Genomic DNA, 20781 nt, shown 5'->3' with positions numbered 1-20781 from the left:
ACCTCAGACGCCAGCTTTCGCGCGCCGCTTCGGCTTGGCCTGCGCTGCAGACAGCTCAGGCGACAGCTGATCGATGTCGTGCGTCGATCCGTACGTGTACGCGCCGTAGCCGTAGCTGTCTGGGCCCTTCGTCGGCAGCATCGTCACCACGGTGCCGAGCAGGTCGACGCCGGCGGTGGTCAGCGAGCGCACGGCACCAGTGAGCTCCTGCTTCTTGGTCTTTCCTGAGGCCGCCACGAGGATCACGCCGCGGGTCTTCTTGCCGAGCACTGCGGCATCCGTGACGAGCAGCAGGGGAGGGGCATCGATCAGCACGTAGTCGAAGTACTCGCCGAGCGGCTTGAGCACGTTGTTCATCGCCGCCGACCCGAGCAGCTCGCTCGGGTTCGGGGGGATGCGTCCGCTGGTGAGCACGAACAGTTCGTTCGGCCCCCACTTCTGCAGGGCGTCCGCGACGTCGATGCGTCCGATCAGCACGTCGGTCAGGCCGACGCCGCCCTCAAGGCCCATGTAGTCGGCGATGCGCGGCAGACGAAGGTCGCCGTCGATCAGCGCTACGCGCGCGCCCGTCTCGGCCAGTGCGATCGCGAGGTTCGCGGTGGTGGTCGACTTGCCCTCACCGGGGCCCGCGCTCGAGACGACGAAGATGCGCGGCCCGCCCTCGACGTCGAGGAACTGCAGGTTGGTGCGCAGGGTGCGGAACGACTCGGCCCGAGGGCTGCGCGGGTCGGCGTGCACGATCAGCGGGCGCTTCTGGGCGTCGGGGTCGTAGGCGATGCCGCCGAGCATCGGGCGCTCGGTGATTCCCTCGAGGTCACTGAGCGTGTGGATGCGCGTGTCGAGCACCGTGCGCAGCATGGCGATTCCGATGCCGAGCGCCAGGCCGAGCAGGCCGCCGAGCACGATCAGCATCCGCACGTTCGGGCTGGTGGCTGATGTGGGTGCGACGGCGGGCTCGGTGACGGTGACCAGCACGGGGCTGGCGGCGCCTTCGGCGGCAGGCTGCTCGAGGGTGCCCTGCACGACATTCGTGAAGCTGGTTGCGACCGCATTGGCGATCTTGGCGGCCTGCTCAGGGTCGCCGTTGGTGACCGAGATATCGATGAGCACGGTGTTCAGCGGTGCCGACGCCGACACGCTTGGCGCGAGGCCATTGACCGACACGTCCAGTCCGAGTTCCTCGATCACCGGCTCCAGCACGAGCGCCGTGTTGACGACATCGACGTAGCTGGTCACCATCTGGCGGGCGAAGGTGGTGCCCTGCACGAGGTCGCCGGTTGCGGCGCCTTCGGTGCGCACCGAGACGTACAGCTGGGTCGATGCCACGTACTTCGGCGCCTGCAGGGCCGCGTATCCGGCACCGCCGGCCAGCCCGAGCAAGAGCAGGATCAGGATCAGGATCCAGTTCTTGTGCAGGATGCGTACGTAGTCGCGAAGCTCCACGCGGGTCTTCTCCTATTCGGTCAGACAACTCAGGTCAGACAACTTTTCGATTCTCACATGCCGCGCTGAACGCGGCCGGTCAAGACTTTGCCAGTGCGCCGTATCCGTACGTGCCGTACGCGGTCTTGTCGGCGCCGCGGATGGGCAGCATCGTCACGACCGTGCCGAGCACCTTTCCGTCGGCGGCTTCGATGCGCGTAGCGGCGGCGGCGAGGTTGTCGGTGGTGGTCGCCTCTGCGGCAGCCACGAGCAGCACACCCGTGGTCAGCCGCGACAGCACGGCTGCGTCGGTGACCGGCAGCACGGGCGGCGCGTCGAAGATGATCACGTCGAACGCCGCCTCGAGGTCGGCGATGAGGGCCTTCATCGCGTCAGAGCCGAGCAGCTCGGCAGGGTTCGGCGGCACCGTGCCCGCGGGCAGTGCGAAGAACGTGCCGCGCCCCCAGCGCTGCATCACGTCGTTCACCGCAACCCGCCCGATCAGCACATCGCTGAGCCCGATGGCCCCCTCGATGCCGAGCAGTCCCGCGACGCGTGGCTTGCGCATGTCGGCGTCGACCAGGGCGACTCGGTAGCCGGATTCGCCAAGAGCGATGGCCAGGTTGGCGGCGGTGGTCGACTTGCCCTCACTGGGGCCGGCGCTGGTCACCACGAAGACGCCGCTGCCGCCGGACGGGAAGAGGAAACGCACGTTGGTGCGCAGGCTGCGGAACGCCTCGGCGCGCGGGTCGAGTGGCGCGTTCGCCATGATCAGTGGCCTGGTCGATGCCTCGGGGTCGAGCGAGATGCCACCGAGTACCGGTGCGTCGATCGTGCGCTCCACGTCTTCGAGCGTGCGGATGCGACGGTCGAGCACCTCGCGCAGCAGCGCGATTCCGACGCCGGCTGCCAGCCCGACGAGCCCTCCGAGGATCACCGAGAGCCGCAGGTTGGGAGCAGAGGGCGTGGTGGGCACAGTCGCCGTCTGCACCGGGATGATGCGGATGCTGTAGGCAGTCTCGTTCTGGCGCTGCTCGAGTTCATCGGTGATCACCGACGAGAAGCTGTCGCCGATCGCGTTGGCGAGGCGTGCGGCCTGGCCAGGATTCGCGTCGGTGACGGCCACGGTGATGATCACGCCGCGCGGGGCGAGGCTGGCGGTGACCTTGCCGGCCAGCTGGCGGGTAGTGACGTCGAGCCCGAGGTCGTCGATCACCGGCTGCAGCACCAGCGAGCTGGTCAGCACGCTGCGGTAGCTTTCGGCGACCTGCAGGGCGTAACTGTTGCCCTGTGCGAGTTCTGCGGGCGAAGCCGCGCTGCCGGCATCCACTGACACCATCAGCTGCGTCGACGCCTCGAACCGCTGCGGGGTGGTGAGCCCGACGATCGCCCCGGCACAGAGCCCGATGACCGTGGCCGCGATGACCACGACGAGGTTTCGTCGCAGCGCGCGGATGTAGTCGCGAAGGTCCATTGTGCTCCGGGTATGCTGCCGCGGGCCAACCCCCCGGTATCGTCTTAGGGTACTAGGCGGCTGACGGTCAGCTGGTATCCGCACTACCAGGAACGTGATGAGCACACTCGAGCAACTCTTTCCAGACGGCCCGCGCCGCACCGATGCATCCGCTGACCAGGTCGTCGACGACCACCACACTGCGCGACGTCTCGACGACCTGTTCGGCGGTGACCGCCGCACAGATCTCGATCAGACGCGTCGTGCCTCGGCAAGGCCCGCTCTCGTCGCGATGGTGAACGACGCCGTCGCCGACGCCCGACCGCTGGGCACGGTGCCGCCGGTTTCGAAGCCGGACACGAGGCGACCGCGCAGGCGTGTCGACTGGCTGACGGTGTCTGCCGCAGCGCTGGCGGTGGTTGCGATCGCGGCGGCCGGGACGATCGGCGGCGTGCAGATGGCGACGGCGAGTCCCGCCGATGATGCGCTGCGGGTGCTGGCGGTCGACGAGAAGACGATCGAGACTGCGACGTCGGGCCTTGTCTCTTCGACGACGCGCCTCACCGAATCGATTGCCGAGTCGGATGCCAGTGCCGAGGCGCTGCGGCGGGTGCTGGAATCCGTCCGTGACGCGACCGACCCCGCCGACATCCCCGAAGGGGAGACCGAGGCTCCTGAAGATGCCGATACCATCGCGATCGCTGACCCCGCTGCCCTGGACGTTGCCCTCGCGGCGATCAAGTCATACCGCACGGACCTCGCCGCGTTCGAGGTTCCGGCGATGCCGGCGGAGTATGCGCGCGCCAGCGTCGACACCGGCTCGCTGAGCGGAGTTGCATCGGCGATCGACGAGGCTCAGCAGCAGCTGAACGAGATCGACCGCGTCAGTGCCGAGGTGCGCACGGTGCGGGCCGCCGTCGACACCCGGGCCGCGGCATTCGCCGCGCAGCTTGCCACCTTTGCCAAGACGTTCCCGGCCGTGGCGCAGAAGGCGGTCGACGCGCATCCGGACGCGGAGCAGGAACTCAAGGATGCTGTCATCGCCGCGGGTGCGGCGGTCGCGGCATCCGATCTGCAGTCCGACGCCGCCCCTGCGACCCTTGCCGAGTATCGGGATGCTGTTGCGGCGCTCGCCGCCGGACAGGTGCAGGTCGAACGTGACCGTGAACGGGAACGCGCGGAGCAGGAGCGCATCGAGCGAGAGCGCGAGCAGTCGGCGCAGCCACCACCGGCCGATCCTGGTGAGGGCGAGTCGACACCGCCTCCGAGCGAGCCGACCGAACCGACACCCCCTCCGACAGAGCCTCCGCCTGGGGACGAAGGCTGACCGCTATAGCGGATGGGGTTGTGAAATCCATGTGAGATCATGGACCTTGAGGGTTTTAGTCGACTGCGGGGGTATTCGAGAATTCATGAAGACTGAGAGGGTCGACTCTGTCGCGCCTGTTACGGGCGAAATCACCTTGCCCGCTCACGTGAAGGCCGGTCAGCGTCGACGTCGTGCGGCAGCAGCAGCTGTAGATGCGATCGCGTGGATCGTGGGAGTGCTGGCTGCTGTGGCTTTGCGGTTCGAGTTCACTGTGCCGGAAAACGGCTGGGTTGCGACACTTCTGCTGGCGCTCATCGCCGCGGGCATCCATGTGACCACGGGCTACGCGACCAAGCTCTATCGTGGGCGGCACACCTACGGATCATTCGACGAAGTGCTGCTGCTCGGGCTGATCGTCCTGTCCACCACCATCGTGCTCGGCCTGCTCCTGATCGTGTTCGGCACCGCCGTTGGCATTCCCCGGGGCACGATGTTCTTGGCGGCGCCCATGGTGCTGATGTTGATGTTCGGCGTCCGCTACTTGGCGCGGCTGGCGATCGATCGATCCCGCAAGCCTGGCGATGACGCCGAGCCAGCTCTCATCGTCGGCGCCGGGTTCATTGCCGACAAGCTGCTGCACAACATGACCACGGATCCCACCTCGCCGATCCGTGCTGTCGGGCTTCTCGACGACGATCCTGCGAAGAAGAACCTCGTACTGCGCGGCGTGCCTGTGGTGGGCAAGACCTCGAAGGTCGCCGACGCCATCAGGCGCACGGGGGCGACCCGAGTGATCATCGCCATGGGCTCAGCCGACAGCGTCATGCTGCGCAAGATCAGTGACCGGGCCGAGCAGGCCGGCGCGAGCGTGTCGGTCACCCCCACGCTGAGCGCGCTGACTTCAGGTGAGCAGGCGCCGACAGATGTGCGCGATATCAGCATCGAAGACCTCATCGGACGTCACCCTGTCGACACGAACATCGAGCTGATCGCCGGATACATCACCGGCAAGCGCGTGCTGGTGACAGGGGCCGGCGGATCGATCGGGTCTGAGCTGTGCCGTCAGCTGTCGAAGTTCGGCGCGAGCGAGCTGATCATGCTCGATCGCGACGAGACCGGCCTGCAGGTCGCGCAGCTGGGCACCTCTGGCCATGGCCTGCTCGACACCGACGACGTGGTGCTGGCGAACATCCGCGACGCCGACGTGATCAAGCGCCTCTTTGAAGAGCGCCGACCCGAGGTCGTCTTCCATGCCGCCGCGTTGAAGCACCTGCCGATGCTCGAGCAATACCCCGACGAGGCGTGGAAGACCAACGTTCTCGGCACGCTGAACGTGCTGCAGGCGGCGCGCGCTGTCGGTGTGACGACTTTTGTGAACGTCTCGACAGACAAGGCCGCGAACCCGACCAGTGTGCTCGGCCACTCGAAGCGCGTCGCCGAGAAGCTCACCGCCTGGGCGGCCGAAGAGAGCGGCATGCGCTACCTGTCGGTGCGCTTCGGCAATGTGATCGGCAGCCGTGGTTCGATGCTGCCGACGTTCCAGACGCTGATCCGCGAGGGCAAGCCGCTGACGGTGACGCACCCCGAGGCTACGCGCTACTTCATGACGATTCCCGAGGCGTGCCAACTGGTGATCCAGGCCGGCGGCATCGGCCGCCCGGGTGAAGTGCTGATTCTCGACATGGGTGAGCCGGTGTCGATCCTCGAGGTCGCCAAGCGCATGATCGCAATGTCGGGCAAGAGCGTCGAGATCATCTTCACGGGGCTGCGTCACGGCGAGAAGTTGCATGAAGAGCTCGTCGGCTCACGGGAGAACCTCGAGCGTCCGTTCCACCCGAAGGTCTCGCACACCCGCGCGGATCCGATCAGCCCCGAGCGGCTTGACAAGGCAGGGTGGGAAGCTCGGATGCAAGCCGAGCCACGCAACAACGACACCACCGCAATCGAGCCGCTGATCCTCGATAAATTGGTGACCAATGACTGAGCGCATCTACATGTCATCGCCCGATGTCGGCGAGCTCGAAGAGCAGGCGGTTCTTGCTGCCATGCGGTCTGGGTGGATCGCCCCTCTCGGCCCCGACGTCGACGCCTTCGAGCGTGAGCTGGCCGAGCGGGTCGGTGTCGCGCACGGAGTCGCGCTGAGCTCGGGCACCGCAGCTCTGCACTTGGGCCTGCTGACGCTGGGCGTGAAGCCGGGTGACGTCGTCGTCACGTCGACCATGACCTTCGCCGCAACGACGAACGCGATCGTCTACACCGGCGCTGAGCCGTACTTCGTGGATGCTGAACTGGCGACCGGAAACATGGACCCGGCGCTATTGCGCGCGGCACTGACGAAGCTACGGGACGCGGGCGAGAACGTCGCGGCGATTGTGCCCGTTGACCTGCTTGGCAAGGCCGTCGACTACACGAGCATTCTGGCGATCGCGGACGAGTTCGGGGTGCCGGTGCTGGCCGATGCAGCCGAGTCGCTGGGAGCGACACACGCTGGCAAGGCAGCCGGCAGCTTCGGCAAGGCATCGATCGTGTCTTTCAACGGCAACAAGATCATGACGACATCGGGCGGCGGCATGCTGCTCACCGACGACGAGGACTTCGCCAAACACGTACGCTACCTCGCAACGCAGGCACGGCAGCCCGTGGTGCACTATGAGCACACAGATGTCGGCTACAACTACCGCATGAGCAACCTGCTTGCGGCTCTCGGCCGCGCTCAGCTTTCGCGCCTGGACGAGATGATCGCCCGCCGACGCGAAATGCGTGAGCTGTACAAGCAGCTGTTCGCCGGAGTCGCAGGTGTGGAGATCTTCGGCGCCGAAGGCGACGAGCACGACAACGTGTGGTTGACATCGATCCTGGTTGACTCGGCGGTCACCGGCTGGGAGCCGAGCGACCTCGCCGCGGTGCTCGCAGTCGACAACATCGAGAGCCGTCCGCTGTGGAAGCCGATGCATCTGCAGCCGGTGTTCGCGCACCTGGGTGGCGAGATCAACGGAGCATCAGCCGCGCTGTTCGAACGTGGGCTGACTGTGCCCAGTGGCTCGGCGCTCAACGCTGAGCAGCGGGAGCGCGTGGCCGCGGCGATCTCGATTTTCGTGAAAGAGCACTGAGGCGTGACGCGCATCCATCGGCCGTATGACGTACTCAAGAGGTTTCTCGATATTTTCCTCTCGCTGTTGGCAGCCATCGTACTGCTGCCGGTGATGGTGATCGTGGCTGTCCTGGTGGCCATGAACCTGGGGAAGCCTGTGTTCTTCGCCCAGCAGCGTCCCGGAGTGGACGGGCGCATTTTCGTGCTGCGCAAATTCCGCTCGATGCGCGACATTGATGAGGCGAGGGGCCTCGTAACGGATGAGCAGCGAGTGACTCGGTTTGGCCGATTGTTGCGGTCGACTAGCTTGGATGAGCTGCCGTCCCTTTGGAACGTACTGCGTGGCGAAATGAGCTTGGTTGGACCTCGTCCGCTCCTCGTGGAGTATCTGCCGTTGTACTCGAAAGAGCAGGCTCGCCGACACGAGGTGCGTCCCGGCGTGACTGGCCTTGCGCAGGTCAACGGTCGCAATGCGCTGAGCTGGGAAGACAAGTTCGCTCTCGATGTGGAGTACGTCGAGAACCGGAGCCTAGGGTTGGATGCGCAGATCATCCTCGACACGGTCCGCGCAGTGTTAGTGAGGGACGGGATCTCGGCGCCTGGCGAAGTGACCATGCCCAAGTTCGGTGGCGCTGATGCCTGAAAAGATCGTCGTCGTTGGTGCCGGCGGATTCGGGCGCGAGACCCTTGACGTGATCGAGGCAATCAACGCGGCAGCTATCGAACCGGTGTGGGAGGTCGTGGGCGTTGTTGACGATGGGCCGGCTGAAGTCCAGAGGGACAGATTGAACGCGCGTGACGTTCCGCTATTCGATGGGCTCGAGGCCCTACGAGAGCATGTCGAGGAGTATTGGTTCGTGATCGGCATTGGATCACCGATCGTTCGTGCTCGCATTGCCGAGATCCTCGACTCATGGGGTCTGCGGGCAGCGACGATTGTGCACCCTGCTGCGGTAGTGGGGTCGCAGACCGAGCTGGAGGCAGGAACCGTTGTGTGTGGGGGAGTGCAATTGTCGACGAACCTGCGCCTCGGTGCCCACGTGCAGGTGAACCCCGGCGCGATCATCGGTCATGACACCGTGCTGGAGGACTTCGTCTCGATCAACCCAGGGGCGATCGTCTCGGGCGAGGTTCGCGTGCAGCGGGCGACACTGATTGGGGCAGGCGCGACAGTATTGCAGGGGCTCACGATCGGCCAGTCCGTCACCGTGGGTGCCGCTGCGTGCGTCACCAAAGATGTTCAAAGTAACGTCACAGTAATGGGGATCCCTGCGCGGGTGGATAGTCGTGATGCCGTAAGCAAGGGCCGGAACGCGCAAGGACGAACGGGTGATGAAGTTGAATAGCGCAAGGTCAAAGATTCTACTCATGGTTCAGCCGTCCATGAGCCACTATAGGGAGCCGCTGGTGAGGGAGCTCCTCGGACAAGACACCTTTGAGTATGAGCTCATCGGTCGCATAAACCGCTCGGCTGGCGAGGTGGGTCCAACCCCGAAGGGCGCGTCCACCGAACTCACAAGCCGGGTGAGCGAGCTACGTCGGCGGGAACTTGTACGTGCGCTTTTCTGGGATAGTGGTCTCGTTATGCGGGTGTTCAGGACAGACGCGCGAGCCGTCGTTCTCGAAGGCAACATCTACGGCGTCTCGAACTGGATCGCGGTGCCCGTGGCACGGATGAGAAAGATGAAAGTCATCTTCTGGGGGCATGGTTGGAAGCGGCCGGAGTCCGGGATGAAGCTCCGCGTGAGGAGGCTGTTCTATCAGCTTGCCGACGGGCACCTTACCTATGGTGACTGGGCGAGGGAGTACGCGGCGCAAGTTGGCCTCAATTCGAGTGTGTTCTTCCCGGTATACAACAGCATCTACCGGCAAACCGACCTCGAGACGATGGCCACGCGGGCCGGACGGGAAGATCGCGGGTGCATCTCGCTCGTGTACTCGGGGCGGTTAACTCCGCGCCACCGTGTTGATCAGGCAATCGAGCTCGTGAAGAAGATGAGCGATGACGGCGCTTCCGTGCGACTGAAGATCATCGGCGACGGGCAAGAGCGACAGCGGCTCGAAGAGATGGCGTCGGGCTACGCGGAAATCGAGTTCCTCGGCGCCGCCTACGATCGGTCATTTCTGGAAAGCGCATACAGCGATGCGGATTTCGCGATCTCTCCCGGTGCGACGGGACTCAACGTTATCCAGGCTCTAGGCTTTGGGGTCCCGGTTATCGCGGCGTCCGGCGATCCGCAAAGCGGCCCGGAACTCGAAGCAGTTCGAAACGGTGAGACTGGTGTGCGCTACATGCGGGAAGACGGCATCGAAGGACTCATGCGGGCAGTCAATCACGCTAGCAATTTGACTGACGCGCAGTATGCCGCAATGTCAGTTGCTGGCCAAACGCTGGCAATCGACAAATACTCGGCGGAAGCACACGCCTCTGCGATCACCGATGGACTGCGGAGACTCGTCGAGAGATGATTGCACGCATTGTGGTTGCAACGCCACGGCGGAAGGTTTCGAGTACGTGTTCCGTTTGATCGCCTCAGTGACAGGCTCGCGCGTCGTCGCCTCGATTATTCAGGCAGTCACTCTCCTGATATTGACGCGTGGACTGGAAGTCGAATTGTTCGGCCAGTTCGCGGCGACGAGCGCGGCGAGCGGCATGGCATCTGTGGTCCTTGGGTTCGGGCTCAATACTTTGGCATTGCGAATCGCAGCATTCGAGGATTCGCGCCAAATCGCAGCGACGATCGCGATGCTACGTGTTCCGGCCGTCCTAGCAAGTGCATTGGTGACGACGGTTGTTGCTCTATTGCTAATGGGCTCCGACTCGACGCCGATCGTTCTTGCTGCCGTTCTCTATGCGGCCGCAGAATCTCTTGGCGAGGGGGTCGAATCGCTTCTGTATGGATCATCCCGCACTTCCAGAGCACAAGTGGCGCTCATTTCTCGTCGTGTGGTTGTATTGGCCGGAGTGATGATCGGAATAGGTGCTGGCGATCTGATGGCGGGGCTGTGCGTGGGGGCAGGACTCGTGTGCGTTGCCGTCGGGTTGATGCTTCAGGGGACGCTCGCACGTCCAGCAGGTTTCAAAAGGGTTTTTCGCGAAGCGCGGTCCTACTGGGCTCCGACAATGTTGGCAAAGCTTCAGACCTTGGACGTATCTGTTGCAGCGATCGCAATGCCTGGCGTCGCAGCTGGTGTCTACTCTGCGGCGGCGCGCGTCACCAGCCCACTGAACACGTTCACTATCGCAGCGTTGTCAGTCCTGACGCCCCGCTTGTCCTCGCGGTTCGAGGGTGAAACGCGGGATTTGTTGTTCCGCCAATCGCGGCGATCCATGTATCTAGTTGCACTGATTCTGACCTTGATCAGTCCCCTGGTCGGCCTCGCTACCGAGTTCGTGGTGGGGGAGAGCTACTCGGGGGTTGCGTTTCCTGCTGCGATCCTCACGGTGATGACCGGGGTCGCCGCGCTCACACAACTCTATGTCGCCCACTTTTTCGCGATCGGCGACGGGAACACAGTTGCCAAGATTCGACTCGTGGTGATGCCGGCGATGCTACTCCTCGGCTTCCTCCTTGGCACGATCTGGGGTCCGGTCGGCATGGCGCTTGCTGTGTTGCTCGGGCAGGTTGGATTGTGGGTGTGGTTGGCACTGGCGTACAAGAAGCGGCCTGATCCGCCCAGCGGTCCATAGTGCGGGCGTGCAGCCGACTCGAATGCAAGACTAGGCAGACGACCGCAGGTGGGCGGCGTGAAGATATGAACCAACCGCTAGCAGGCGACGGGAGGACTCAATGACAATCGCAAGGCGGCACAGCGCTGTCATCTCGGCCGGCAGTGTGGCGAAGCAAAATGGCATGTGGAAAAGATCTCTCCTTATCCTGCTCTCGTTGGGATATATGCTTCTCCTTGTCGCCGGGTATCGCGAGATCGTGGTTCCTCGCTATGACTATTTCAATATGCACTGGGCAGGGTTCTCGCTCGACAATTATGTCGCCGCGATTCTCTTCATGGTTGCCATGGTCGTCATGCTTCCACTTAGCTGCGTCAAATTTGGCGACGTTGTATCATGGATTTTATTCTATGCAGTATTCGTTCCGTGTCTCGTGATACCCATTGCCTCCGGGTACATTACTCAGGACCAGGGGGTCTTCTTTAGTCTATGGATATTTGTTTCCTTTATCTTGCTGCGAACGGGGCATCACGTTATATCGCAAGGGGAGGCGATTAGGCTTCCCTCGCTTTCGTCGAAAGCATATGGCGCGATTCTTGTAATCGCCTGGCTGGTCATTTTCGGCGTGTTCTTGGCCGTTTCTGGTGTCTCGCTCACAGCGACGCCTTTTGGGGACATTTACGACACTCGCGCGGAGTACCGTGCCAACGTCGTTTCGCAGAACGTTTTTATGGCCTACAGTGTCCCACTGGCGTCGAAAGTTGTGAATCCTCTGCTGATTGTTCTTGGACTTCGAAAGCGAAACTTTCTCCTCGTGGGAATGGGGGCAGTGGGGTCATGGCTGGTATTTTCGGCGAACGCGCAGAAATCCGTGCTGCTCACCGCCATACTCGTGCCGGTTGTTTACCTACTCCTCCGTAAGCGGGTGCGTATTCAAGCGGCCGTGGTTTCCGTGGCATTCTTCCTTCTCGCCGCGGCGTCAACTCTGAGTCCGGCGTTGATGGAATTGATATTACGTCGAACTGTTATGGTCCCTGGTCTGCTTGTCGGAATGTATGTGGACAACTTTTCCGAGCACGGATTTGTGCACTTGGGGCATTCGATATTCTCTGGTTTGGGGCCGAGTGAAAGGCTGCCGCCTGGACTGGAGGTTGGGTTGAACTATTGGGGTGACCCAGGCATGGCAGCTAACGCGAACTTCTTGGGGGATGGGTTCGCGAACTATGGGTACCTGGGGATGGTGATTTTCTCGCTGATTCTCGGTTGCGTGTTGGGCATCGTGGATAGGCTAACGAAGTTCACGCCGTTTCCTGTAGTCGTGGCGTCATCGATTGGTGTCATATTCGCACTCATCGACACGGCGCTATTGACGTCGCTTCTCACCCACGGGTTGCTTGCGATTACGCTCTTGCTTGCGTTGTATCCGCGTGACTCAGAATCCCGCCTAGATCCGACTTAGACAGGTTGCGTCAGACCTAGACCATCTGAGCTTGAGCGAGCGTTCTGTTGGATCAGGGTGGAGAAGCATCCATGACTGCGTCGTGCTCGCTCGATCCCCCGCGACCCATTGATCTGACTGTGCGGCAGGGTCAACACGCTGGAACTTCAGCCCTGACATTGAGATCGGCGGCTGCATGGACCACGCAGCCGCCGACGTCGCGCGCATGGCGACGGCGATCTCAGGGGCCGAGGTGGCCAGTCGGGAATCGATGTACGAGGCGATGGACAAACCGCACCGATCCGGCTCGAGAACATGGACTTGATTCCGGAGAAGGTAGCCGCGTAACGCAACTGAGTCTGCAACGTCATCGGGCGCCCCTGAACGCGTTGACGATCTGCTCGATCGGCACTCGGGCTCGCGGTTCCGCGCGACGCACCTCGTTGCGGAGCTCGGCCGGGAAGGGTTGCGTACAACGATATCCTTCCGGACGAGCCCTCCAAAGCAAGCCAGATCAGATGTCACTCATCAGTACTGCAGTGCCGTTCAACCGCGATGCACAGCAATTACAACTGCGTTACATGTTCACCGACAACGACGTTCCGAGTGTCAAGGATTGGAGTGCTGCTCGCTTCAAGTAGTCCAAAGTCGACTTCTGTGTGATCAGTGATCAGGATTGCGATATCGGCGGCTTCGAGCTCTGCAGCGGTCAACGCTACGCGCTTCACATTGGCTGGCCAGCGGTGATCCACGACATGCGGATCTATTGCTACGACGGTTGCACCCCGCTGAGCAAGCAATGGGGCAAGGCGGAGGGCGGGTGCTTCCCTGATATCTCCCGTGTCCTTCTTGTAGGACAAACCAATGATGAGGACGCGAGATCCGTTCATCGGCTTCTTCTTGCTGTTAAGCAGGCTCGTCGCCCGTTCGACCACGTAATTTGGCATGTTCTCGTTGACGTCGTTTGCGAGTTCAACGAACCGGAACGACTGTCCGAGCTGCTGGCGTACCTGCCAAGACAGGTAACTGGGATCCACTGGCAGACAGTGGCCACCGACTCCAGGTCCGGGCGTGAACTTCATGAAACCGAATGGCTTGGTGGCAGCCGCGTCGATCGACTCCCAAACGTTAACACCAAGCTGATTGGCGAATACAGCGAGCTCGTTGACCAGAGCGATGTTGACGTGGCGGAAGGTGTTCTCCAGCAGTTTCGTCAGCTCCGCCTCTCGCGTGCCGGAAACCGGGACCGTTTCATCTACAATCGTGTCGAAGAAGGCCTTGACCTGCGCAAGAGACGCATCGTCGATTCCTGACACGACCTTGGGAGTCGTCTTTAGATTCCAGCGAACGTTTCCAGGGTCGATGCGCTCAGGAGAATAGCCGACGTGAAAATCCTTGCCTGCCTTCAGGGAACTTACTTCTTCAAGGATTGGGATCAGCAATTCTTCAGTCGTGCCGGGATAAGTTGTTGACTCCAAGATGACTGTCGCCCCGCGGGATAGATGTGCGGCCAGCGAGCGACCGGCATCTTCGATGAACGTAAGGTCGGGCAGTGTTTCGCGAAGCGGTGTGGGCACACTGATGACCGCGATATCAAAGTCCTTGGCGGACTGATAGTCAGTGGACGCCGAGTAGCGCCCGGTGCTGATTGCTTCGGCTAGCTCGTCATCTCGGATGTCCTCTACGAAAGAGACAGCGTTGTTGAGAGCGGCGACGCGACGGTCATCGATGTCAAGACCGACGACGAGGTAACCTGCATCGACTGCACGCATCGCAACTGGGAGCCCGACATAGCCTTGACCGATCACGACGACCTTGCGAGGCAGGGACATAGGATCCTTCCGGTGGAGCGACTGATTTAAGCGGACCACGAGTCCGAGTTGTTAACTCAAGTTTACGGTCTGCGGCAGTCGAGATCGACCGCGGTGCGCGTTGAGCTCAATCGGCGATGGCAAGCCGCGTAGACGGTATTCCGCCCGGCGTGATGAGTGCTCGACCTATCCGATCCAGCAGTGACGAAGCCTTCATTGCCGACCAACTTCACCGGAGTCGGGCTCCTCGAGAAACCGCGTCAACGTGGCGATGAACTGGTTCGAGAGAAGGTCGCGGTCGAACTTGGCAGCTGCCAACCGTCCTGCGTTCGCGCGAGCGTGTTCGACGCGAACCTCATCAGTGACGAACGAGACCATCGCCGCAGCAGCGACGTCGATATTTGTGGGGTCAAGGAAGAGGCCGACTCCATGCTCCTCGACCAAGGTTCTGTGCCAGCCGCCATAGTTGACGAGTACCGGTCTGGAAGCGGCGAGCGCGTCAAAAAACTTATTCGCGGAATTTGCTTCCATCGCAGGTATAGGAAGAAAGAGTGAAGTAGCTACCGTTGACGCCGCAAGTAGGGTGACAATTTCGGGTTTAGGGACGTGGCCCCACAAGTACACGCTTGTGTCGAGTAGTCCCAATTCCTTCGCTCGATCGCGAATGCGCTCATAGTCGACGCCTTCGCCGGCGATGACAAAGGCTAGGTCTGGGTCAAGGGTCCTCGCGACGCTTGCGACTTCAACCAGGTACCCGACATCGTTTATCCAGCCGAGAGTTCCTGCATAGGTGACAATCCGGCGACCGGCCAACTCGGGGTGGTCGGCGTGGAAGTTCGCGAGTTCAGATGGGAACGTGGTAAACAATTCAACGTCCGAGCCGTTCGGAATCACGGACACCTTGTTGACTGGCGTGCCAGCTTCAATTATCCCCATCTTCATTCCCTCCGAGAGCGCGATTACATGCGTCGCACTACGGTACGCAAGCTTTTCCATCCATCGCGCAATCCGAATCGCAATCGGATTCTTGAGAGCGCCAATCGCTATCGGAAGTTCTGGCCAGAGATCACGCACCTCGAAGATCAATGGCGATTGTCTTCTGAACTTTGCAAACAAGGCGGGGAAGATGATCGTTAGTGGGGTGCTGGTGGCGAAGATTAGGTCGCCGCGGAGGCTTCTCGCCTTCACGCTTGCGCTCGTGGCAAACCGTGCAAAGGCGACTATTCGTCGCCGAAAGCTCATGGTGTTTGAATATGGTACTGAAATCCGATGCACTGTGAACCCATCGACAGCCTCCGCGCTCCACCCGCGGGCAGTTTTGCCCGGGCGGCGATCTGAGGTCACGATCTGCACGTCGAAGCCGCGAAGTGCGAGGCGTCGAGCGAACTCATACGATCGCGTGCCGCCGCCATCCTGGGGTGTCGCAAAGTACTGATGCAAGTAGACTATTCGCTTCAAGGTTCAATATTCCTGGGTTCGTGTTGGCAGGGCAGGTCCGCAATGGTTGAGACCGTGCTCCGGGCTACCTGCGCGGACTTCGTCTTTCGCAGGCATCGGACTCTACGGGCGCCCCATGCCGTAGTAGCCCCATCCGGCGGACCGCCACGCGGCAGGATCTAGCCCGTTGCGGCCGTCGACGACGATCCGACCATCGGTCAGCGCGGACGCTTGTTCCGGTGTGAAGTCTCGACGATACTCATCCCACTCAGTAACCATCAAAATGGCATCCGCACCTCGAACCGCCTCATCGCGGTTGGCCGTGTAATTGAGTTGCGGATGAAGCCGACGAGCGTTCTCGATGGCCTGCGGATCGGTGACGACTACATTCGCCCCCAGCCCGTGGAGCCGCACGGCGGCATCCAACGCAGGGGAGTCTCTAACGTCGTCGCTGTGCGGCTTAAAGGCCGCACCGAGCACAGCAACACGCTTCCCGAACACGCTACCGCCGAGAGCGTCGACGACTAGCTGTACTGCGCGGTCACGGCGCCGTAAGTTGATGGCATCCACCTCGCGGAGGAAAGTGACTGACTCGTGCTTGCCCAGTTCCTCCGCCCGTGCCGCGAATGCCCGAATATCTTTCGGGAGGCAACCTCCGCCGAATCCGATTCCGGCGCCAAGGAAGCGGCGACCTATTCGCTCGTCATGACCGATTGCATCAGCCAGTTGGGTGACGTCTGCCCCTGTCACCTCTGCGATCTCTGCCATCGCGTTGATGAAGGAGATTTTCGTGGCCAAGAAGGCGTTCGCGGCGACTTTCACTAGCTCAGCGGTCGCGTAATCTGTCACGATGAACGGGGTGCCCTTGGCGACTGCCGGGTGGAAGACCTCCCGCAGGAGGTCGGCCGCTCGTTCGCCCTCGGGGCCAGTTGGCACCCCGGCGACGAGGCGGTCGGGGTCGATAGTGTCTTGGACAGCCCAGCCCTCCCGAAGGAATTCGGGGTTCCAAACTAGTGTCGCGCCGGTCGGGGAGACACGCGCGGCAAGGTCAGAAGCGGTCCCAACAGGCACTGTGGACTTTCCGGCGACAACGTCTCCTGCGCGCAGGTGGGGCAACAGTGTGTCGATCGCGGCGTTCACATAGGTGAGGTCGGCGGCATAGCCACCGGCCTGTTGTGGTGTTCCGACACCAATGAAGTGCACGCGGGCACCTTCTGCTGCCGCGATGTCGGTTGTGAACGTGAGCCGTCCAGAGGCGATGCCTTCGGCGAGAATCTCCGGCAAGCCCGGTTCAAAGAACGGTGCTTCGCCACGAGCGAGCGCGTCGATCTTTCGCTGGTCGACGTCGATCCCCACGACCTCGTGGCCGATTGAAGCCATTGCCGCAGCGTGGACGGCACCGAGGTAGCCGCAGCCGATTACAGAGATACGCAAAGAAGTTCCCCCCGATTGAACACACTCCATCATCTCGTATGTCGAGGATGTGACCGAACGCGCTAGGCCCGGGGCATGCGCACTGGACGCCGCTGGACGAACATCCGCGCGATCAGGCATCCGATCGCCGTGCCGAGTGTGTTGGCGACGACGTCGGACAGCGTGGGGTAGCGGCTGGGCAGCAGAGTCTGCACGAGCTCTATCGTCACGCTGGCCGAATACCCGAGCAGCAGCACCACCCAGGCGCTTGACCGAGGGCGCGCGGCGACCAGCAGCAGGCCGAGCGGCACGAACAGTGCGATGTTGGCGAGAAACTCGAAAACCGTATAGCTGGTGGTCAGCGAGATGCCTGAGCGCTCACTGACGAAACGGGCGATGCGGAACGCGATGCCAGTGACCTTCGACGCCTCGGCAGCCGGCAGCCAGACGATGAGAGCGAGAGCGATCGCGTATGGCGCGAGCAGGATGCGTGCGGCAATCGCGACGAACGGCAGTCGTCCTTCGTTTCGCTGGGCTCGCTCAACGACCGGGTAGGTCTCGTCAACCGAGCGCAGCACGGATCACCCGGGTGGACTCGGCGACGGCGGGGACGAGCTGAGACGTGGACAGCTCGTACGTCGTCTGCGAACGACGGTACGGGTCGATCACGTCATCGTCATCAGGGGCCGCCGGCACCATGCCGCGCTGGCCGCCGACCAGACGGGCGAGGGCCTGCACGCGAGTGCCGGCATCGGATCCTGCCGACGCCACACCACGACGCACGTCATCATCGGTGAGCGTCGCAGCCAGACGCCCGAACTCGCGCACCGTGAACGTGCGGTGCAACATGGCGGGGGCCAGCTGCACGACCTGCGAGCGATGCTCGCGAGCCATTGTCAGCACGAGGTCGCTCTCGGCCAGCAGGCCTTCGTTGAGCAGACGCGCCCGGTGCGCGGCAGACTCGCCGGCATCCGCTCCGTTCACGACCGCGAGCTGCTGTGCCTGCTCGGTCATGCCGTGGTCGACAAGCGCATGAGTGCCGCCACTGTGCACGCGCACGTCCAGATCACGCAGCGACGCGCGCAACAGCACTTCGCCCATGGGCGAGCGGCAGATGTTGCCGGTGCAGACCGTCAGAATGGTCGCAGGCTTGGCGTGGTCGAGGGCCTCGCGCATGCGGCGAAGGTCGGCCCGGCGAAGATTGGGGCGAGTGGTGCCGTCGACGTCGGTCATGAATACAGGGTATCCAGCAGGTCTCCGTCGTCGCCGAGCGCGCGCTCAGGAACCAGAGCGGACGAAGTCTCGGATCTTGGTGGCGAACACCTGCTCGCTGAAACCGGCCGTCGCCGCCGCGGGATCGAAAGCGCGCAGCGCCACGGCGGTGGTGATCGCCGACGCGAGATCAACCGGCTCTGTCGATGACGCGACCACGCCGCTCACGCCGTCTTCGAACGTCTCCAGTTGCCCACCGACAGGGCCGGTCACGACCGGTGTCCCGGCGGCTTGCGCCTCGACAGGAACGATACCGAAGTCCTCCACAGCAGGAAAGACGAATGCGGACGCCCGCTGCATGAGCGCGTACATCAGGGCATCTGAGGGGAAGATCACGAACGTCACCGGCACTCCGGCTTCGGATGCCAGCGCCCGCAGGCGATCCTCGTCCGGACCGCTGCCCGCGATCACGGCAGGCAGGCCGGCGCGCTCTGCCGCAAGGATCACCAGATCCAGACGCTTGTACGGGATGAAGCGCGAAGCGCCGAGCACATACTCATCAGGCAGGTCGTTCAGCACCCGACGCTCGTCGTCGGTCACCGCGTCTCGCCAGTCGGCCTTCGACAGGATGCGATCGACGGCGACGGGCGGGTGGATCACGGTCGCATCGCGATCCCACGCGCGCCTGATGCGGTCACGCACGAACCCACTGTTGGCAGCGATCGCCGTCGCCTCTTGCGCACGTGCTCGATCAACACGGCGGAACGCCGGTGCCACAGCCCGCACGGCCGCGCTGCTGCCGCGCTCATCCAGTTCGGGATCCCAGATGTAGCGGGCAGGCGTGTGCGCGTACACATACTTCGGCACGTCTCGTCGGCGCAGCCGAGCATGGTGCGCGAACAGGTGCGAGCTGATCAGCATCCACTCCGCGTCATCGGCGTCGCGCAGCGACCGCCACGTCGGCACGGTGAAGGGCAGCGCCAGTGCTTTGTGCCGACGCAGCGGAGTGCGTGCCAGCCACGTCTCGCGCACTCGGCGATCCGTGAATCGCTGAGGCGCATCGTTCCACAGGCACTGGATGTCAGCATCCGGAAAGGCGCGGGCCATCGCCTCGAGAACATGCTCGGCGCCGCCCGAGGTCTCGATCCACTCGTGAACGAGCAGACCAGCCACTATGGCCGCCCCATGCCGAAGTACGTCCAGCCGGCGGCCCGCCAGGCCGCAGCGTCGTACGAATTGCGGCCGTCGACGATGACCTGCCCGCGCGTGAGCGACGCGGCGTGCTCGGGGGAGAGCTCGCGACGGTACTCATCCCACTCCGTCACGAGCAGCACAGCATCCGCGTCGCGCAGCGCCTCATCTCGATCGGCGACGTATGTCAGCTGTGGATGCAGTCGGCGGGCGTTCTCGATGGCCTGCGGATCGGTGACCACCACCTCAGCCCCGAGACCGTGCAGACGCACCGCCGCGTCGAGCGCGGGGGAGTCGCGCACGTCATCACTGTGCGGCTTGAACGCAGCGCCCAGCACCGTGACCTTCTTGCCGAACGCCTTGCCGCCGAGTCCGTCGATCACGAGCTGCACGGCACGGTCACGGCGGCGCAGATTGATGGCATCCACCTCACGCAGGAAGTTGACCGACTCACCGCGCCCGAGCTCTTCGGCCCGCGCGGCGAACGCGCGGATGTCCTTAGGCAGGCAACCGCCGCCGAAGCCGATGCCAGAGCCGAGGAAGGGGCGCCCGATGCGCTTGTCATGTCCGATCGCCTCAGCCAGAAGCGTCACGTCGGCCCCGGTCACCTCGGCGATCTCGGCCATGGCATTGATGAAGGAGATCTTCGTGGCGAGGAAGGCGTTCGCGGCGACCTTCACCAGCTCTGCTGTCGCATAGTCGGTGACGATGAACGGCGTGCCCTTCGCCACGGCGGGGTGGTAGACCTCGCGCAGGATCTCAGCGGCACGCGCACCGTCGGCGCCCTCGGGCACACCCGCGACCAGTCGGTCGGGGTCGATCGTGTCCTGCACCGCCCAGCCCTCGCGCAGGAACTCGGGGTTCCACACCAGCGTCGCGCCGGTCGGCGTGACGCGCTCGGCGAGCACGATCGCGGTGCCCACTGGCACGGTCGACTTGCCGGCGACGACGTCACCCGGTCGCAGATGCGGCAGCAGCGAATCGAATGCCTCGTTCACGTGAGTGAGATCCGCCGCGTGCCCGCTCTGCTGCTGCGGGGTGCCGACGCCTACGAAGTGCACGGCGGCGCCTGCGGCCATCGACATGTCGGTGGTGAACGTCAGCGAGCCCGACTGCACCCCCGAGCGCAGCAGCTCAGGCAGTCCTGGTTCGAAGAAGGGCGCTTCACCACGGGCGAGCGCAGCGACACGGAGCGGGTCGATGTCGATGCCGACCACCTCGTGACCGATCGACGCCATGGCGGCGGCGTGCACCGCGCCGAGATATCCGCAACCGATGACCGAGAGCTTCACGACGTGCTCCTCTTCTCTGACGTGTCGAGTGAGTGGGACTGC

At 63.1% G+C, this 20781-nt stretch carries 17 protein-coding genes; 8 read left to right on the top strand and 9 right to left on the bottom strand.

The features are described from left to right. Positions 1 to 3 precede the first annotated feature (3 nt). Both MNR00_RS13255 and MNR00_RS13250 read right to left on the bottom strand, forming a co-directional pair. On the bottom strand, positions 4 to 1443 hold the full coding sequence (locus MNR00_RS13255) for a polysaccharide biosynthesis tyrosine autokinase (protein WP_241926387.1): 1440 nt from the start codon (positions 1441 to 1443) through the stop codon (positions 4 to 6). A 79-nt stretch (positions 1444 to 1522) separates the two neighbouring features. After that, positions 1523 to 2896 (bottom strand): polysaccharide biosynthesis tyrosine autokinase, encoded by a 1374-nt coding sequence (locus MNR00_RS13250; RefSeq protein ID WP_241926386.1) that lies wholly within the window; start codon positions 2894 to 2896, stop codon positions 1523 to 1525. 97 nt (positions 2897 to 2993) lie between these two features. On the opposite strand from MNR00_RS13250, the gene MNR00_RS13245 reads away from it, so the two are divergent. The 8 genes from MNR00_RS13245 (at position 2994) to MNR00_RS13210 (ending at position 12404) form a co-directional block, all read left to right on the top strand. Next, the gene (locus MNR00_RS13245; protein ID WP_241926385.1) at positions 2994 to 4202 is read left to right on the top strand and encodes a hypothetical protein; all 1209 of its coding nucleotides are present in this window, start codon (positions 2994 to 2996) and stop codon (positions 4200 to 4202) included. An 85-nt stretch (positions 4203 to 4287) separates the two neighbouring features. Then, entirely contained in the window at positions 4288 to 6168 is a 1881-nt protein-coding gene (locus tag MNR00_RS13240) for a nucleoside-diphosphate sugar epimerase/dehydratase (protein WP_241926384.1), read from the top strand. Beyond that, entirely contained in the window at positions 6161 to 7294 is a 1134-nt protein-coding gene (locus MNR00_RS13235; protein ID WP_241926383.1) for an aminotransferase class I/II-fold pyridoxal phosphate-dependent enzyme, read from the top strand. Before MNR00_RS13240 ends, MNR00_RS13235 begins: the two co-directional genes overlap by 8 nt. A 3-nt stretch (positions 7295 to 7297) precedes the next feature. Then, positions 7298 to 7918 carry a sugar transferase gene (locus MNR00_RS13230; protein WP_277884358.1) on the top strand — a complete coding sequence of 207 codons (621 nt, stop codon included), beginning with the start codon at positions 7298 to 7300 and terminating at the stop codon, positions 7916 to 7918. Continuing rightward, positions 7911 to 8621 (top strand): acetyltransferase, encoded by a 711-nt coding sequence (locus tag MNR00_RS13225; RefSeq protein WP_241926382.1) that lies wholly within the window; start codon positions 7911 to 7913, stop codon positions 8619 to 8621. Before MNR00_RS13230 ends, MNR00_RS13225 begins: the two co-directional genes overlap by 8 nt. A 22-nt stretch (positions 8622 to 8643) precedes the next feature. Next, complete coding sequence (locus MNR00_RS13220; RefSeq protein ID WP_241926381.1) at positions 8644 to 9744, top strand: glycosyltransferase family 4 protein; 1101 nt, start codon at positions 8644 to 8646, stop codon at positions 9742 to 9744. A 46-nt stretch (positions 9745 to 9790) separates the two neighbouring features. Beyond that, the gene (locus MNR00_RS13215; protein WP_241926380.1) at positions 9791 to 10966 is read left to right on the top strand and encodes an oligosaccharide flippase family protein; all 1176 of its coding nucleotides are present in this window, start codon (positions 9791 to 9793) and stop codon (positions 10964 to 10966) included. Positions 10967 to 11066: 100 nt separating this feature from the next. Beyond that, positions 11067 to 12404 (top strand): hypothetical protein, encoded by a 1338-nt coding sequence (locus tag MNR00_RS13210; RefSeq protein ID WP_241926379.1) that lies wholly within the window; start codon positions 11067 to 11069, stop codon positions 12402 to 12404. Positions 12405 to 12949: 545 nt separating this feature from the next. On the opposite strand, the gene MNR00_RS13205 is transcribed toward MNR00_RS13210, so the two are convergent. The 7 genes from MNR00_RS13205 to MNR00_RS13175 all read right to left on the bottom strand — a co-directional run bounded on the left by MNR00_RS13205 (position 12950) and on the right by MNR00_RS13175 (position 20739). Further along, positions 12950 to 14215 carry a nucleotide sugar dehydrogenase gene (locus tag MNR00_RS13205; protein WP_241926378.1) on the bottom strand — a complete coding sequence of 422 codons (1266 nt, stop codon included), beginning with the start codon at positions 14213 to 14215 and terminating at the stop codon, positions 12950 to 12952. A 192-nt stretch (positions 14216 to 14407) separates the two neighbouring features. Then, positions 14408 to 15547, bottom strand: coding sequence for a glycosyltransferase family 4 protein (locus MNR00_RS13200; protein WP_241926377.1), 1140 nt, complete (start codon positions 15545 to 15547; stop codon positions 14408 to 14410). Positions 15548 to 15754: 207 nt separating this feature from the next. Further along, entirely contained in the window at positions 15755 to 17065 is a 1311-nt protein-coding gene (locus MNR00_RS13195; protein WP_241926376.1) for a UDP-glucose/GDP-mannose dehydrogenase family protein, read from the bottom strand. 62 nt (positions 17066 to 17127) lie between these two features. Further along, positions 17128 to 17622 carry a VanZ family protein gene (locus MNR00_RS13190; protein WP_241926375.1) on the bottom strand — a complete coding sequence of 165 codons (495 nt, stop codon included), beginning with the start codon at positions 17620 to 17622 and terminating at the stop codon, positions 17128 to 17130. Next, positions 17606 to 18277, bottom strand: a complete 672-nt coding sequence (locus tag MNR00_RS13185) for a low molecular weight phosphatase family protein (protein WP_241926374.1) — start codon at positions 18275 to 18277, stop codon at positions 17606 to 17608. The genes MNR00_RS13190 and MNR00_RS13185 overlap by 17 nt, the downstream gene beginning before the upstream one ends. Before the next feature lie 45 nt (positions 18278 to 18322). Continuing rightward, positions 18323 to 19429 (bottom strand): glycosyltransferase, encoded by a 1107-nt coding sequence (locus tag MNR00_RS13180; RefSeq protein ID WP_241926373.1) that lies wholly within the window; start codon positions 19427 to 19429, stop codon positions 18323 to 18325. After that, positions 19429 to 20739, bottom strand: coding sequence for a UDP-glucose/GDP-mannose dehydrogenase family protein (locus MNR00_RS13175; RefSeq protein ID WP_241926372.1), 1311 nt, complete (start codon positions 20737 to 20739; stop codon positions 19429 to 19431). The genes MNR00_RS13180 and MNR00_RS13175 overlap by 1 nt, the downstream gene beginning before the upstream one ends. Positions 20740 to 20781 lie beyond the last annotated feature (42 nt).

Source organism: Microbacterium sp. H1-D42, assembly GCF_022637555.1.
In the GTDB taxonomy this organism is placed as follows: domain Bacteria; phylum Actinomycetota; class Actinomycetes; order Actinomycetales; family Microbacteriaceae; genus Microbacterium.
Note: the sequence above shows the minus strand (reverse complement) of the source record. Positions and strands in the feature narration are given on the sequence as shown.

Bases quoted from the DNA above. Each gene is read 5' to 3' on its own strand.
- MNR00_RS13250 (WP_241926386.1), bottom strand. From the start codon at position 2,896: ATGGACCTTCGCGACTACATCCGCGCGCTGCGACGAAACCTCGTCGTG.
- MNR00_RS13245 (WP_241926385.1), top strand. From the start codon at position 2,994: ATGAGCACACTCGAGCAACTCTTTCCAGACGGCCCGCGCCGCACCGAT.
- MNR00_RS13240 (WP_241926384.1), top strand. From the start codon at position 4,288: ATGAAGACTGAGAGGGTCGACTCTGTCGCGCCTGTTACGGGCGAAATC.
- MNR00_RS13235 (WP_241926383.1), top strand. From the start codon at position 6,161: ATGACTGAGCGCATCTACATGTCATCGCCCGATGTCGGCGAGCTCGAA.
- MNR00_RS13225 (WP_241926382.1), top strand. From the start codon at position 7,911: ATGCCTGAAAAGATCGTCGTCGTTGGTGCCGGCGGATTCGGGCGCGAG.
- MNR00_RS13220 (WP_241926381.1), top strand. From the start codon at position 8,644: ATGGTTCAGCCGTCCATGAGCCACTATAGGGAGCCGCTGGTGAGGGAG.
- MNR00_RS13210 (WP_241926379.1), top strand. From the start codon at position 11,067: ATGACAATCGCAAGGCGGCACAGCGCTGTCATCTCGGCCGGCAGTGTG.
- MNR00_RS13205 (WP_241926378.1), bottom strand. From the start codon at position 14,215: ATGTCCCTGCCTCGCAAGGTCGTCGTGATCGGTCAAGGCTATGTCGGG.
- MNR00_RS13185 (WP_241926374.1), bottom strand. From the start codon at position 18,277: ATGACCGACGTCGACGGCACCACTCGCCCCAATCTTCGCCGGGCCGAC.